The 14,225-nt window shown below is 64.7% G+C and carries 13 protein-coding genes; all 13 read right to left on the bottom strand.

Translation table 11 applies throughout. From position 1 onward, the window contains the following. Positions 1-4: 4 nt before the first annotated feature. Genes ABH944_RS37005 through ABH944_RS36945 form a run of 13 tightly spaced genes read right to left on the bottom strand, consistent with a single transcriptional unit; the run spans position 5 to position 14,214 of the window. Positions 5-1,051, bottom strand: coding sequence for an LPD7 domain-containing protein (locus ABH944_RS37005; RefSeq protein ID WP_404614396.1), 1,047 nt, complete (start codon positions 1,049-1,051; stop codon positions 5-7). Between the two features lie 59 nt (positions 1,052-1,110). Next, the gene (locus ABH944_RS37000) at positions 1,111-3,099 is read right to left on the bottom strand and encodes a PriCT-2 domain-containing protein (protein ID WP_404614394.1); all 1,989 of its coding nucleotides are present in this window, start codon (positions 3,097-3,099) and stop codon (positions 1,111-1,113) included. Continuing rightward, complete coding sequence (locus tag ABH944_RS36995) at positions 3,099-4,916, bottom strand: type IV secretory system conjugative DNA transfer family protein (RefSeq protein WP_404614392.1); 1,818 nt, start codon at positions 4,914-4,916, stop codon at positions 3,099-3,101. The genes ABH944_RS37000 and ABH944_RS36995 overlap by 1 nt, the downstream gene beginning before the upstream one ends. Continuing rightward, positions 4,913-5,401, bottom strand: a complete 489-nt coding sequence (locus tag ABH944_RS36990; protein WP_404614390.1) for a hypothetical protein — start codon at positions 5,399-5,401, stop codon at positions 4,913-4,915. The genes ABH944_RS36995 and ABH944_RS36990 overlap by 4 nt, the downstream gene beginning before the upstream one ends. A gap of 25 nt (positions 5,402-5,426) precedes the next feature. After that, positions 5,427-6,548 (bottom strand): P-type DNA transfer ATPase VirB11, encoded by a 1,122-nt coding sequence (gene virB11 / locus ABH944_RS36985; protein WP_404614388.1) that lies wholly within the window; start codon positions 6,546-6,548, stop codon positions 5,427-5,429. Next, a complete protein-coding gene (gene virB10, locus ABH944_RS36980; protein WP_404614387.1) occupies positions 6,545-7,813 on the bottom strand; it encodes a type IV secretion system protein VirB10 in 1,269 nt (422 codons plus the stop codon). The genes virB11 and virB10 overlap by 4 nt, the downstream gene beginning before the upstream one ends. Continuing rightward, positions 7,806-8,630, bottom strand: a complete 825-nt coding sequence (virB9, locus tag ABH944_RS36975; RefSeq protein WP_404614385.1) for a P-type conjugative transfer protein VirB9 — start codon at positions 8,628-8,630, stop codon at positions 7,806-7,808. The genes virB10 and virB9 overlap by 8 nt, the downstream gene beginning before the upstream one ends. Then, positions 8,627-9,340, bottom strand: a complete 714-nt coding sequence (locus ABH944_RS36970; protein ID WP_404614383.1) for a VirB8 family type IV secretion system protein — start codon at positions 9,338-9,340, stop codon at positions 8,627-8,629. Before ABH944_RS36970 ends, virB9 begins: the two co-directional genes overlap by 4 nt. Then, a complete protein-coding gene (locus ABH944_RS36965) occupies positions 9,337-9,513 on the bottom strand; it encodes a hypothetical protein (RefSeq protein ID WP_404614381.1) in 177 nt (58 codons plus the stop codon). Before ABH944_RS36965 ends, ABH944_RS36970 begins: the two co-directional genes overlap by 4 nt. 11 nt (positions 9,514-9,524) lie before the next feature. Beyond that, a complete protein-coding gene (gene virB5 / locus ABH944_RS36960) occupies positions 9,525-10,229 on the bottom strand; it encodes a P-type DNA transfer protein VirB5 (protein WP_404614379.1) in 705 nt (234 codons plus the stop codon). A 16-nt stretch (positions 10,230-10,245) separates the two neighbouring features. After that, positions 10,246-11,427 carry a TrbL/VirB6 family protein gene (locus ABH944_RS36955; RefSeq protein ID WP_404614377.1) on the bottom strand — a complete coding sequence of 394 codons (1,182 nt, stop codon included), beginning with the start codon at positions 11,425-11,427 and terminating at the stop codon, positions 10,246-10,248. Continuing rightward, the gene (locus ABH944_RS36950; protein WP_404614375.1) at positions 11,424-13,892 is read right to left on the bottom strand and encodes a VirB4 family type IV secretion/conjugal transfer ATPase; all 2,469 of its coding nucleotides are present in this window, start codon (positions 13,890-13,892) and stop codon (positions 11,424-11,426) included. The genes ABH944_RS36955 and ABH944_RS36950 overlap by 4 nt, the downstream gene beginning before the upstream one ends. A gap of 1 nt (position 13,893) precedes the next feature. Then, entirely contained in the window at positions 13,894-14,214 is a 321-nt protein-coding gene (locus ABH944_RS36945; protein ID WP_404614373.1) for a VirB3 family type IV secretion system protein, read from the bottom strand. Between the last annotated feature and the right edge of the window lie 11 nt (positions 14,215-14,225).

The raw sequence follows: 14,225 nt of genomic DNA, 5'->3' as shown, positions 1-14,225 counted from the left end.
TCTCCTACAGCGACGGCTGCTCAGGCCCGGACGGCGTACGCTTGATCTCACGCTCGGCCGGCCGCCCAGGCGCCGGTCGCGGTGCGCGCAAACGCATGGACGGTGCCTTCGGATCAAACACCCTCGGTATGGGTACACGTATGCCCTCGGCGCGAAACGTGTCGTAGAGCTTCCCGGCGTGCAGTTCCACCCGCCCGATTGACCGGTCACTGAACCCCTGTGCACGCATGGCCGCGACGATGACTGCCATCTGCATTGCCCGCTGAGCATCGACAGCATCCCCGAAACGGCCCGGATGCGGCGTTCGAGAAACCGCAGGGCTACCGGCTCGCGCATCGGCAGGCGATTCACGCTCGGAATCACGCCCCGCCCCGCGCCCCAACTGACGCTCCGACTGGGGCCCGGACGTCGGCCGACGCGTGCCATTCGCGCGCGGGAGAATCTCCCCGGCATACGCGACACGGCTGCTCATGAGTTCGCGCCGACTCTCGCTAGGGTGTGCGAGATCGGCCGCCTTCGGCTGGTAACCACTCACCTGAAGACCAAGCAGCGTCGCCTGCAGCCAGACTTCGCGCCGGAACGCCTCGTGTCCAGAAACGAGGATCCGCTTCCACGATTTCGCCTTGACCATTTCCACCAACGACTCGACCACGTCGGGCCGGCTGTGCTGGCTCACCAGGTACGGCCCGAGATCCTCGAATGCCATCTGATACGGTGCATCCTTCAGGAAATACTGGTTGCCCACCCGCAGATAACGCTTGCGCACACGCACCGGTACCTCTCCAAGCGGTGCCGAGGCCCGATCTGCGGCTTGGGTCCGGCAATCTGCGGGTTGCGTCTGCCCAGGATCGTTGCGCATCGCCTGCTCACGCAGACGCGCCCGCAACGCATCGAATTCGCGGCGCAGGCGCGCATCCATTGCCTCTGCCGCCGCGCGGTCCAGGCTTTCACCCGTTCCACCCGCGCCGCCCTCTTTTGGCAACGGTGCCCGCTCGATCACGTTGATCAGTGGGTCGTGCGCTACGCTCTCAGTCAAACTCGTTTCGCTCATGATCTACCCTCGTATGGTCCGTTCCCGCTTGCCCGGACCCTGCCCGATTGAAGACACGCCTACCGGTCGGGATTTCCACCAGGCTCGCGGCCCGCACGCTCACGGGCTTGCGCGAGCGCTACGGCACGCGCCTCACGAAACCGTGTCCACGAGACCGCCTGCAACTGCTCGAGCGTCGGATCGAGGTCCATGCCGAAACCTGCCTCGCGCGCCGATTTCTTCAGCGACGCCACCACGCGTTCAAGCTGCTCGCGCGCACGGTCCCACGGATAGACCTTCGGCCGGTCACCGTCGTAGCCAATCTGCACCTCCGCGCCATTCATCCGGTGATTCTGGTCCATCCACTTCAGCCGATCCGAGACGAATTCCATGTGGTCCTTTCGGTGGAACACCACGCTTCGCGTCGCCACCTCCTGGATCACGTAGTGTTCGGTGTTCAACACCTCGCCGCGATAGGGGCCGCCGTTCTCACGCGGCGTCGCCATCCGGATCTGTGCGCCGAACCGGTGCTGCGCCAGCGCCCGGATTTCGCCAGGCACATCATCCAAGCCGTACAACGCCTGCCCAATCCCGCGGCGCGGTGCCGCGCGGGATTGCGCCTGATCCGGGTGGCCCGCGTCCTGTGCGTCCTGTGCGTCCTGTGCGTCCTGTGCGTCCTGTGCGTCCTGTGCGTCCTGCGCGTCCTGTGCGAATGCAAGCCCGCTGTCCGTGTCCGCGCCTGCGCGACCGGCATCCCGCTGCGGCACACCGGACGACCCCGCCTCCAGCGGCGCGTTCTGCACCGGCGCATCACGTGTGTGCTGCCTACGGTGCGTCCTGCGCCGCTTAGTGCCTGCGACTTCATCCGTCATTGCGTCAGTCAGTTCCTCTTTCACGCGTCCCATGTCTGCGTCCTCCATCGATTCAACCGCTGTACCGCGAGCCGCCCACCCTGCATCGGCACCGGGTGCTGCACCGGTCACCGCGGGGGGGTCCCTATTGATCCTGCCTGCGGCGTCGCGTAAAAGATCACCGACGACATCCAGACCAGATAACACCGCCATGTCGTTGAAATCAGTCGGCAGCATGCCGTCGATTCGCGCATCCGGGGCAAACAACGGCAATTCGAGAGACGCCTGCCCGGCCTGCGCGGCTTGGCGCGCAAAGCTCTCTGCCTTGCCGGGTTCTCCAAGGACGATGAGCGGGGCACGCGGGTATCGCTCACGCAGGTCTGACGCAACTCGTGGCAGGTTGCCGGCCGACAGCGCCGCCACCGCAACCCAGTCGGTCGCCCGATGTGCTGACAGTGCCGTCGCCATGCCCTCCGCGATCAGGATCGGCGTGCTGCCCGCGTCTGCCGTCAAAGGTCCGCTCACCCAGTAGCCGCCCTTTTTTGCACCACCGGCCAGTGACGATTTACGTCCCGTACCGTCGATCAACTCGAGCGTCGTCATCGCATCCCCAACCCGCGCCGGCACAATAAGCACACGGCCCGCGAGCGGTTCTTCTGCACTCAGCGGCATGTAGCCAAGCAGCGCCTTCAGCTCGAGTGCCTCGAGTTCGCGCAACGCTGCAACCGGTTCGAGCTGCTTGCGCACGAGGTACGGATGCTCGGGCGCAACGGGCCGCGCCCATTCCCAGATCGACACCGCGATCTGGGCCACAGCCGCGTGGCGCGCGCGCACACGGGCCTCTTCGCGTGCCACCTCCTGTGCCGCCTCCCGGCTGCGACGTGCGAATTCCTCGCGGTCCGGACCCGGCGAGGCCGTAGGGACAGTGCCCAGCACACGCGAGGCCTTGACATCAACGCCGTGCTGCTGAGCGAGCCAGAAAAGGGAAGCGAGCGTCTTGCCACCCGACGCGCGGGCCGAGCGCCAAGTCGTGCGCGCCGCACGCTCGTTGTAGTTTTGCGCGCTGCGACTCCATTCATCCCAGATTTCAAAGCCCGCATTACCCGGCCCCTGCCTGACGGCGAACGCCATGTCCACCCAAGTGGCGTAGTCATCGGCCGGGATCATCGCGAGCGCGGCACGAACACGATTCGTTTCATCGACGTAGGGTGCGTTCATCAACGGTCTCCCGTGGTCGACCCAACGTTCGACTCATGCATCGACTCATGCCCGGACTCACGCCTGCGCCCCGCCTTGCGATCCGCTCGCGCTGCCGGGCCGGCCTCGTCCTTTAGCCCGCTCGCGTTGCCGCCCGTGCGCCGTTTCCCGACAGCCGAAGCCGCGCGCAATTCCGCCACGTCCAGCTTGGACAGCGAAAGCGTGTGCCTCGCCGCCACAATGCGATCGCGTGGCACACCCAGCAGCATGAAATGCCGCTCGACATAGGCACTCACGTCGTCCTCGCTGAGCTCGGCCAGATGCGCTGGCAGGTCGCGTGGATCCCAGGCCTGCAGCACCTCCAGATGTTCGACGGGCACACTGATGAGTCCCGTTCCGGCAGCATCGAGCTCTGACGGATCAAGGTCGCGCAGGCGCCGTTCGGTCTGCGCGGCAAAGTGCACGAGATCCATCGCCGCGACCTTCGGTGGCGCCGCAAGGCGGGCGGTAAAGGCAGGATCACGCCAGTAGCAGATCTTATCGGCGAGGATGGGCTTGGTGTTCTCGAGCACGATGATTTGCTTGCCGCGCCCGAGCTCCTTGAGCTCCTGTGGCAGAAGCAGCGGCCGGCGCTGCTCGGAGATGCTCTCGCTCGAGCCGCCCCGGCCACCGAAGATCGCATTCGAGCGGCTCACGCTGCGCGACTTGTCGGTGAAGGTGCCGAGCATTTCCGAATATTCGTTTGCATCCTTCTGCTCGCGCGGCGCATAGAGGATCTGCATCGCGTGGTTCGTCACGAACGTGCGCGCATCGGCTCGCCCGTACACCGACTCAAGCTGCGAGACCGACTGCACGATCGACAGCATGCGCAGGTTGAACCCCGCCATGTAAGGGACGGCCCGCGCGATGATCTGGATCTTGCCGATCGAGGTGAATTCGTCCATCAGCAGCAGGCACTGGAATTTCAGCGCGGGATTGCCTTCCGGCAACTCCTTCGTATTGAGATTGACCAGTTGCGAGAACACGAGGTTGACCAGCAGCGCCGCCTCGCTTAGGTGATCCGGCGTGATGCCGATATAGACGGACATGCGACGCTTTCTCACGTCGCGCAGATCGAAGTCGTTGGCGCTCGTCGCCGCATCGACAATGGGGTTGGCCCAGATCGTGAGCGGCGCGTTGAAGGTCGCTAGGATGCTCGCGAGCACCTTGTCGTCGTTCGCGAGAAATCGGTTCAGTGCATCGACACAGGGGCCACTCAGGAGGCTGCGGTGCTGCAGCAGCGCACTCTGCAGGTACGCCTTCATCGGCATGCCGTTGCCCGAGGACTGCCGCAGAACCTCACCCATGGTGACCGGATGGTCCGGCACATCCATGTTGCCTGCGCGGCGCGCCTCTCGCCACTCGCACAGGAGCAGCACAATACCGAGAAAGAGATTGCGCGCCTGGTCCTTCCAGAAGTCGTCGTGACCGCCGACCGGATACAGTGCGTAGCCGATGGCGAGGATGTCTCCCACGCGAAATAAGCCGCCCGAGATCGCCGACAGCGGGTTGTACCGGTGCGTGCGGCCATCCTCGGCGAACGGATTGAACAGATAGACCGCCTGACCGTGTGCACGCCGGAACCCGGCGGTGACCCTGTAGTTCTCCTGCTTGATATCGAGCACGACAACCGAGTCGGGGTAGCTGAGCAGGTTTGGGATCACGATGCCCACGCCCTTGCCCGAGCGCGCCGGCGCGGAGAGCAGCACGAACTGCTGTCCGGCAAAGCGCAGATAACGTCCTCGCCACACGCCGACAACGAGCGCGGGACCGGCATTGCGAATCGTGGGCGTGTTCACAACAGCCCCGCCGCGCGGATTTCCGCTTCGCTCGCAAAGCGCGCACTGCCATACAGATGCCGTCGGCCGGAGGGACCCCAGAGGGCGTATGCAGCGGCACCTGGCGCACCATACCCCAGAAGCAGCCCGAACAGCGCGGAACCGGCGATCCGCCGGCCTTCCTTCGGCAGGCCACCCGCGCACCAGGCCCGCGCTGCGTCGAACCAGCCCCACATCCCCGCATGCAACGGATTGACCCGCAGGCTCGCGTACAGGAAAAACGAGGCGAACCACATGGCGGCCGCGAGACCGGCGACGAATACGGCCACTACCATCAGCGTGATCGCGCCGCGGCGGGCGTGATACCAGAGTTCATGCCGACCTGGTGACTGACTTTCAGACCGCTCGGCCGGCATCATCATCGCTGTTGTGGCAGACGTGGCGCGGCCCTGCACGCCAGGCTGCACGACGGACTGTCCAGCGGGATTCGGCATTGATGCTTTCATCGGGAATCCTCCTTTCAATCTCCGGTTACCCGAGCGCGGCTCGGTATCGGCGCACCGGATCGAACCAGATCTCGGTCATCGCCCAGCGCTTTGCGGTCTGCGTGCCGGTCTCGTCGAACACCGGCTGCGCCTCCATGTGCGCCACTACATCGATCGTGAGAAACAGCAAGCGCTTGAGCGCCGCATCGTCGTAGGCACTCGCTTCGGGATGTTCCTTCGCCATCAGCGCAAACCGCTCGATGGCAACCGCTGCGCTGGAGGCGTGGTAGCTCGTGATGGAACCGGAATGTCCAGTCGTCAGCAGCTTGAGGAAGTCGTACGCTTCCGCCCCGCGCAACTCGGCCAGCAGTACGCGGTCAGGACGCATGCGCATCGTGCTGGCGATCAGGGCCGCGGGCGTCACCCGCGCCTGACCGTGGCCACCCTTGCTGTAGACGAGATGCACGCAGTTCTCGATATGACGGATGAGTAGCTCCCGGACATCCTCGATGGTCACGATGCGTTCGCCCGCAGGGATGTGCTGGCACAGTGTCTTCATGAAGCTGGTCTTGCCCGATCCCGTACTGCCGACGATCACGATGTTCAGCCGATCTGTGACCGCGCGCTCGAAGAAGGCCGCAAAGTCATGCTCGTCGAGCCGGTGTACGAGATGCCGGTCCGATGTCCGCAGCAATCCGACGGCGTCGTCATCGAGCGCCGCCGGACGAAGCCACGACGTGTCGTCAAACAGGCCCTCGGCGCGATAGCTGCTGAGCGTCTTCGCTTTTGAAGAGGGCCGGCGGATCGTGATCGACACGGTGCGCGGCGGCACCACTGGCGGCACCACGATCTGGATGCGTGCGTCGCCTGGCAGCAGCGCCGAAAGCAACGGGTGCTCGGCCGACACTGCCTGGCTGGTAAGCGTCGCAATGGCCACCGCGAACGACATTAGCCTCTCGAAGTCGAGATCGGGATAGTCGTGCGCACGCCAGCCGAGATGCGTCTCGGTCAACACGCGCTGAGGGCGATTGATCACCAGCTCGGTCACATCTGTGTCATCGAGCAGCGGCGCAAACGGGCGCATCAGCTCACGCACCGACGCATCGTCGGGCAGGCGCGCGAGCAGCACTTCGTCAGGCCGCTCTGGTATGGATGCGCGCGTGTTCATCGGAGCGCCTCCGGCTGCAACGCATAAACCGTGCTGAAATCCAAATCCCGTGCGACGATGATCGTGAATTCCGCACCCTGGTTCTGCGTGAGCGTCGGCGGGATGTTGATCGTGCTGTCGAGTACGCGCGTGGCCATGTCGTTGCCCTGCTGCTGCGTGTTCTCGAAGACGACGGATCCATTGCTGTTGCCGCCCCGCGTCGCGAGGTAACCGATTGCATCCTGGGTCATCCCGAGCAGCATCGCCGCGCCAATGCGCTCGCCCCAATGATTGTTCACGTAACCACCAACACCCATGCGTCCCAGCGCGTCAGCAGCCGGCGAGTCAATCTCGACCGTCACGCCATGGGGTGTCCTGATCCTGGCTGAGAGGACGAATACACGCGTGTGCCCCGGCGCCACATTGGAGCGGTATTCGCTGTTGATCTGCGAGCCACGCTCGATGAGCACCACGCGCCCGTTATCCGAATACACGTTCCGGGTGACCGTGCAAGTGGAGATGCCGGCTTCCGTCGAATCGAAGGCGGTATCCCCCACACAGTCGATCTTCGCGCCCTGGGCCAGAACCAGGCTGCGATTGCCGAGGAGCCCCGCCGTGACCCGGGGTGTCAACGTGGGCGTCAGCGCCTGTCCAAGCGGACTGCCGGCTTGCCCATGCTCGGCAATGGGTGTACTCACGCTGCTCGACACGGACGCCGGCGCAAGCGTGCCGGCACCGCTCTGCGGCGTGCCGGCCATGGCGCTCTCCAGTGTCCCGGAACTGCTTGAGCCGCCTGTCGCCAGTAACGGCGCGTCGTAGTAGCTGCGCCCGGTCGGCACGCGCGCGGAATTCGCCGGCGAGCGCATGACCACCACCGCGGAAGCGGGTGTGTCCCGACCCACAGGTATGCTCGCGAGGTGCGCAGCCGATGCCGGGATTGCGGTGGCCGACGCCGGCTGGTCGCCGAAGATCCTTCCCTGCACCGGCTGGTCGAGGGCGGCATTGCGTCGGGCCTGGGCCGCCGCGTCGTGCCGTGCCAGAAAGCCGTGCACACTCCAGACCGCCCCGGCGACTACGATCGCCACGATGGCGAGCGGCGTCAGCCACCACGCACGTGGACGACCACTGCCGTGTTGCCCCAGTTGCGGCATGCCGCGCTCGGGCGGAGTGTGGTCAGTCCATTCGGCAATGGCCGGATGCTCCAGGTTGCCCGGATTATCAGGATTGCGGCTGCGCTCAGCGGGAGCGTCCGGCTCGATCAGGTTGCGCGGGGTATCGTCACTCATGGCCGTCACTCCGCAAGACGCGATTCACGCCGCGAACCGTCGTTCCATCCTCCGGTGGAACGCCATCCATGTCGTAGGCGTCGTTCCAGATGCCCACCGCCTCATCAGCGAGCCGCAGCACGAAGCGCTGTGCAAGCTCATGCACGACGATGACGTCGCCCTCCATGTGCCGGTCCACCACGCTCTCGCTGCCATCCTCCGCGACCCGGAAGATCGCGGGAATGCGGCGGTTGTTGGGGATGCGCAGATACGTGAACCGTCCGTCGTCCCATGCGGCAACCGGCGCAATGTCGTCCGAGTGCGGCATGACCTGCATCGAGTAGCGGGCATTGCGCACAACCGGCGGCTGTGCAAGGCGCTGCTGCACAAGTGCCCGATCCGCATCGGTGCGGGCTTTTTCCTGTACCTCATCCGGATAGCTGAACGTGACGCGGTACACCTCCTCGTCATTGGCAAACTTCGCCTTCAGGGGCAGCACCACGAGATCGAAGCTGTAGCTGCGCTGGTCGGTACGAATTTCCAGATTCGTGTCGTGTGCGGCAAGCTGGGGCTTGAGCCACACGTCGTGATCGCCCCGGTTCGCCACGACCTGCCAGCCGTCGCGGTCTCCTGGGGCGACCACCAGAATCCGTTCATGCGCATCGAGCGCGATATGGGTGGCAAAGCCGCGCTGTGCGTCGATGCGCACCACCTCATCCGCGCGGTACAGCACCTGGCGCACACGCGAATCGCGTGACCAGCCGGGCACGTCGTAGGCGTGTGCAAGCTGGGTCGCCAGCGAGGCGAATATCGCCACAATCAGCAAGCGCGGATTCATCGGGCACCTCCCTGTGCAGATGACGAGGCCGGTGGCGTGGGTGGTGTGTATTCGGGATCGCGGCTGTAGGCCGTCACCGTGAAGCCAAACGGGTTTTCGACCGCCGTTCTCTCCCGCGTGAACACCGGCGGCCGGTAGGTGTAGGCGAGCGTGACCACGAAGCGCTGTGCCGGTTCGGCGTTGTCCTCGCCATGTTTGCGCGTGGTGCACTCGATATGCACCACCGCCCGCCCGGGTTCGTCCGGTGGCAGCGTGGTCGACAGGATCCGGATGCGGCGCTCGGTGCCGGCACCGAGTCGCCGGTCAAGTGCATCCGGGCCGCTGTAGATCTGGCGGTAATCCCGTGCGACCGTATCCGCGCTCATGTCGAGCACCCGGTCGTAGTCCATCTGCAGCAGGCCCCAGTCATAGCGCTCGCGCGAGCGCACATAGACGTCGACCCAGTGCTTGTCCTGGATCTCGCTCGTATGCACGTGCTTCGCATCGAGCACATCGATCACCTGTGACTCGCCCGTCAGACGGTCGACCTCGATGGGTAGCGGCACCACCCGGTAGAACGGGACCATTACCGCGAGTGCCACGGCGCTGAGTGCGGCCACGCCCACTGCCGCGTAGGCCACATGCCATGCCCGCTGCTCGGAACGTGCCTGCATATCCGTGAGCGAAGCCTCGATGTCCAGCACGCGCCGGTAGTCATGGCTGGTTTTCATGAGCTCGCCCCATCCGTCGATGTCACCGGTGGCGCGGGCGGCACCGGTGGCACACGATTCACCGGCACACGATGCGCGCCGTCGGGCAACACCGGTTTCGGTGGATTCTCGCTACACGATTCGATAGGGATAACTAAACAGAAAATCAGCATGGTTACCATCAGATTCTTCATGCTGCGCTCCTTCAGTTGCCGAACGTGGCCGGGACCATCTGGTCCTGCAACCGTGCCGTGTTGCCAGCCCGGCTCATCACGAGCTCACCCTGCTGCTCGGCGATCAGCCGATCCTCGGTATCCGAGAGCATCCTGAAAAGCTGCAGCTTCGTCATCTCGTTACCCACCGCGGTACTCTCCGACTGGATGCGGGCCTGCAGTTCGGCAACGCCTTTGGGATCCTGCGTGACATCGATCTGCTGCATCAGGCTCTGGATCTGGTTCAGTTCCTGAAGCTCGGTCTGGTACGCCTGCATGCCGAACGCCTTGTCCTGGAAAGGCTTGTTGAGCGCGCGCTGACAGACCTGCTGGTCGATCCCGCTCTGGTCCTCGCAGTTGTAGATCTCGCCTGCTGAGCGCAGCGCCTGCGCGCCGCCAGTGAGACCCGCATAGCCGCCGTTCTGGATCGCCGTATAGACACTCGTCCAGTTCGACGGCAGGGAATTCGCCAGCACCGGATTGCTGAGCAGTGCGCCGAATCCGCGGGACCCGTTCATCGACTGGTAGAGCTGGATCTCCTGCTGGACTTGCTGTTCGAGCTGGGCGACCGTCGAGATGGCCTGCGCGACGTTCTGCGCGTCGAAAACCGGAATGCCCTGCGCATGAACCGGCCCCACGAAGGCAGCAGCGAGGACCGCCGCTGCGGCAATGCGCACCAGTGTGTATGGTTTGCTCATGATGTTTGCCCTCGCTTCACTCACCCTGGCCACCCAGATGTTCACGGGCCGCACGTTGATACGCCGGCACTTCAGCGCTGGCGCCCGGGGCACCACCGGTGCTACCCCCGGGACCACCGCCGAAGCCGCCACGGTTGTCGATCGCGCCGCCCGGGCGCCGCTCGCCATGTCCCCAGCGCAGCGCGGACATGAAGCCCCCGACCACCTGGCGCGAGGCAAGACCGGCGACGAATGCCCCAAAACCCGACAGCGTTGCGCCGCCAGCGAGGCCCGAGGCGACCGCCGGCAGTTGCCAGCCCACCATGGCGAGGAACGCACCGGTCACGAAAAGGCCCAGTGCCGAGGCAAGCGTGGCCACACCGGTCAGGCGCTGCTGGGCGTTCGCAACCAGGCTGGCCGCGTTCGCGTCAGGTGCCGACGTGGTCACGTGAAATGTCGCGAGATCGCTCGAAAAAGCGGTCAGTGCCATGCCCAGAAAGGCGGCGACCAGTACCTGCAGCAACGCATAGTTGGCGAGCTTCGCCGTCCACGCCTCGAAAAAGCGTGCAGTCGGGCCGAACGCGCCGCAGGCGATGAACGCCGGCCCAAGCCCAAGCACTAGATCGAGCAGCATCCTCGCCATCACGACTTCGAATGCGAGGACCATCAGGAAGATGGAACCGCCGAGCGCCGCCACAAGCCCGCACAGGAAGTCCCCAACACCCGCGACGATGCCGCTTACGCTGAAGCCTTCGTGCATCGCCTGGTCGAAGTAGGCGTCCATCACAAGATCGATCTGCTGGTCGTAGCAGTCGAGCGTCTGATAGATGGCCGCCGCACTCGAGCCAGTCACGCTGCTGCCGCTGACCGAACCGCATCCGGGGTTGCCTGCTCCGGTATTGGCGGCCGCACTCTGGATCGTCTGCGCGAGTCCCGCCGTGACATCATTGACGGCGGTGACGACCTGCGCCTGGTAGATGCCCGTGCCGAGCGCGAAGGCGAGGATGATTGCCAGTTTCAGGCCACGCCAGGCAAACGCGGGCACCGACTCATGCGCTTCACCCCGCACCACCGCAAGACCATATGCGAGAACCCAGATCGTGACCGCCGTGGTGACCGCCGGCACGAGTGCACTGGAGAGCGCCGACGAAACATTCGTCACATACGTGCCCATGCCGTTGTCCAGCGTGCCGCCGACCGCGGTAAAGAGCCCGCTCATCGCACACCCCCTTTGCGCGGCGACAGACCGGGGAACACCTGTGCGTCGGCTGTCCGACGCTTCGCAAGCCGCTCGTGAAAGACCGGCAACCAGTCATCCGGGTCGTCACCCACCTCGGCGCGGATGGTGTCGAGCAGCTCGACGTTATCGGTCGTGCCCGAGAGCACATCGAGCACATCGCCAAGACTGGCAAGATCCAGGCGGCCGATCGCCGAGCGGTGACCCTGCTTGAAGAGAAAGAGCCGGCTGTTTTCTCCGAGGTTGCGTACGATGTTGAACTCGGCTTCGGTCAGCTTGAAGCCGCGCACATAATCGTCATAATCGGCGCGCGGGTTCGGCAGGAAGAAGAACGTCGCGGTCTGCTCGATGAGCGCGCGCGCAATGTCGCTGCGCAGCACATCTGCCGGTGACTGGGTATCAAAAATACCCAGTCCGTTTTGCTTGCGGATCGTCTTCTGCTTGTTCTTCGCGAAGTCCGTGAAAACCGGGTCGCCGAGCCGCTTCCAGAACTCCGTCATCACATAGACGAAGCGCCGGCCATCGATGAGGCTTTGCGTCAGATGCAGCAGGTACATCGTGAGGGGCGTCGACACTTCGGGATCGTCGAGCAGCTCAGTGTCGTCAAAGCCGAAGAGACGCGCACGGGTAAAATCGAGTCGGTCCAGAGGATTGTCGAGCAGCCAGCCCAAGCGGCCCCCCGCGCACCATTTCGCGAGCCGCGCATGCAGGCTGTTCTCCCCGACGTTGGGCAGCAGTTGGCGCACCACCGACAGACGCCGCAGCGGCTTCTCCATGCGGGCCACCTCACGCACGGCCCGCGAAATATCCATCTCGTCCTTCGCCGGCAACAGCACCCCGTGATCCACCAGCTTGCGCACGAGCCGCTCCCAGAAGTCGATCACGAATTCGTCCGGCTCGAGCTGGAAGGGATTGAGCCCTGTTGGCTCCCCCCGGCGGAACACGGTATAGATGCCGCCCATCGCGCGGATCGCGATCTCGGTGCCCCGGTCCTTGTCGTAGAGCACCGCAGTAATGCCGAACTTCATCGCCATCGCGAGCAGCATCAGTTGTAGCACCGTCTTGCCAGCGCCCGCCTGCCCGATGATCTGGACATTGGCGAGTGCCTTCTCATCGGTCGAGTTCTTCTTCCCGGGTGTCGCGTGAAAATTGAGATAGAGCGGCTGGCCGCTTGGCGTCTTGACGATCGTGATCGCCTCGCCCCACGGATTGCCCTCGCGCTTGCCCGTTGCGAAGTTGTGCAGGCTCGCAAGCCCGCAGAAGTTGCGCGAGGTCAGCTTCGCCTCACGTGGGCGGTAGCGCCAGTTACCCGGCAGTTGCGCGAACCACGCGGCGTCCGCCACCAGGTCGACCAGCGCAGCCTGAAAGCCCGCGTCGGCCAGTTGCGTGCGGGCCTTTGCCACGTGCTTGGCCACCTCATGCGGCGTCTCGCCCAGCACCGCGAGCGAATAGTGATATTCGCCCAGGACGAACTCGCCATTGATCAGCTCGTCGAGCGCCCGGTCCATCGCAACAACTTGCGACACCGCCACATCCTCGGCCGCCATGAGCTGGTTGCGCTGCCGCTCAAGCGCCTCTTTGGCGGCGGGCCGATCAAGGATCGTGAAGCTCTGGGTCTCGATGTATTCGAAGTCCCCATACAGCATCCCGTTGAGCATGCCGGGCTCGGTCTCCTGTGGATAATCCTTCAGGTCCAGCAACGCGGCGTAACGGGTTGCCGACGGCATGCGAATTTCGACTTTCTCAGTACGGAAGAAGAGCCTCGAGGTCGGCAACGCCTCGCGGATCATGCCGGAAGGCACCGGCACGGGCTCCCACACGGCATTGACCAGATAGCCTAGAAATTCCAGCGCTGTGGAAAAACGGCGCGCTCGCCCGGTGTACTGCATCTGCTTCGTATTGACCCCGAGCGCCACCGGGTCGTACGGTTTGAGGCTCGATTCAACCTGTGCGGCGATGTCGGCCATCACCTTGAGTGCCTCGTGCTGGTCACGCCGGATGTCGTCCAGCGTGCGCCGGGCGGCCTGGCTGAAGAGGCGCCCGAGTCGCGTCCGGTTCGGCCGGTAGACGACGCTCAGGTACAGCTCGTTGGCCATCATCCGGTACCCGGTAAAGCTCGCGTAATAGCGTGTCGCCAATTCCTGGCAGAACCGGTTGGCGTACGGCGTCGCGAAGTGATCCGTGACGCGCCGGCGCAGCCGGTGTGCCCAAAGGCCCACGTGCCCGCCCGCCAGCCCCCGGACCAACTGGTTGAATCCCTCATGGCGCGCGAGGATGTCGGCAGGGTCGGCCGCCTCGAACGCAATGCCAGCGATCTTCCAGACACGCAGGTAGTCCCCCTCACGGGTGCGGATGACCTGATCGGTCACATGCGTCGAATACGGAATGAAGTTAGCAAGCACCACTTCCCGGTTCGCCACGGCCAAGAGCTTCGGATCGGCATGCATCTCATGCCCTCCTCTTCAGGCGCACCGGCACATAGGCATGCGCACCCCAGAACCGGCGGTTGCGCTGCCGCAGGCCGATGCGCAGAAGCAAGGCCAGTTGCGCGAGCCGCTGGTCGTCGTTGCGCGTAATCACCCGCATCGCGACGAATACCGGGATCATCAGCAGCAGAATGCCCACGCCGACCGGGGGACTCGCCAGCAGCGCCCAGATGGCCGGGATCAACATGCCGCCTCCGACCATCAGCGCGGACACGAGTGGCACGCCCCAGAGCGTCGCGGGGCGGGTGCAGCCCTTGAATACGGGATCGTTGAGCGCATTCATGGTTCTGCTCC

It is taken from the genome of Caballeronia udeis (assembly GCF_044909315.1).
GTDB classification, from domain to species: domain Bacteria; phylum Pseudomonadota; class Gammaproteobacteria; order Burkholderiales; family Burkholderiaceae; genus Caballeronia; species Caballeronia udeis_A.
This window is presented reverse-complemented; position numbering and strand designations above follow the sequence as displayed.

Coding starts and splice junctions, on each gene's coding strand:
- virB11 (WP_404614388.1), bottom strand. CDS start 6,548: ATGAACACGCGCGCATCCATACCAGAGCGGCCTGACGAAGTGCTGCTC.
- ABH944_RS37005 (WP_404614396.1), bottom strand. CDS start 1,051: ATGAGCGAAACGAGTTTGACTGAGAGCGTAGCGCACGACCCACTGATC.
- virB5 (WP_404614379.1), bottom strand. CDS start 10,229: ATGAGCAAACCATACACACTGGTGCGCATTGCCGCAGCGGCGGTCCTC.
- ABH944_RS36945 (WP_404614373.1), bottom strand. CDS start 14,214: ATGAATGCGCTCAACGATCCCGTATTCAAGGGCTGCACCCGCCCCGCG.
- ABH944_RS36955 (WP_404614377.1), bottom strand. CDS start 11,427: ATGAGCGGGCTCTTTACCGCGGTCGGCGGCACGCTGGACAACGGCATG.
- ABH944_RS36950 (WP_404614375.1), bottom strand. CDS start 13,892: ATGCATGCCGATCCGAAGCTCTTGGCCGTGGCGAACCGGGAAGTGGTG.
- ABH944_RS36970 (WP_404614383.1), bottom strand. CDS start 9,340: ATGAAAACCAGCCATGACTACCGGCGCGTGCTGGACATCGAGGCTTCG.
- virB9 (WP_404614385.1), bottom strand. CDS start 8,630: ATGAATCCGCGCTTGCTGATTGTGGCGATATTCGCCTCGCTGGCGACC.
- ABH944_RS37000 (WP_404614394.1), bottom strand. CDS start 3,099: ATGAACGCACCCTACGTCGATGAAACGAATCGTGTTCGTGCCGCGCTC.
- ABH944_RS36990 (WP_404614390.1), bottom strand. CDS start 5,401: ATGAAAGCATCAATGCCGAATCCCGCTGGACAGTCCGTCGTGCAGCCT.
- virB10 (WP_404614387.1), bottom strand. CDS start 7,813: ATGAGTGACGATACCCCGCGCAACCTGATCGAGCCGGACGCTCCCGCT.
- ABH944_RS36965 (WP_404614381.1), bottom strand. CDS start 9,513: ATGAAGAATCTGATGGTAACCATGCTGATTTTCTGTTTAGTTATCCCT.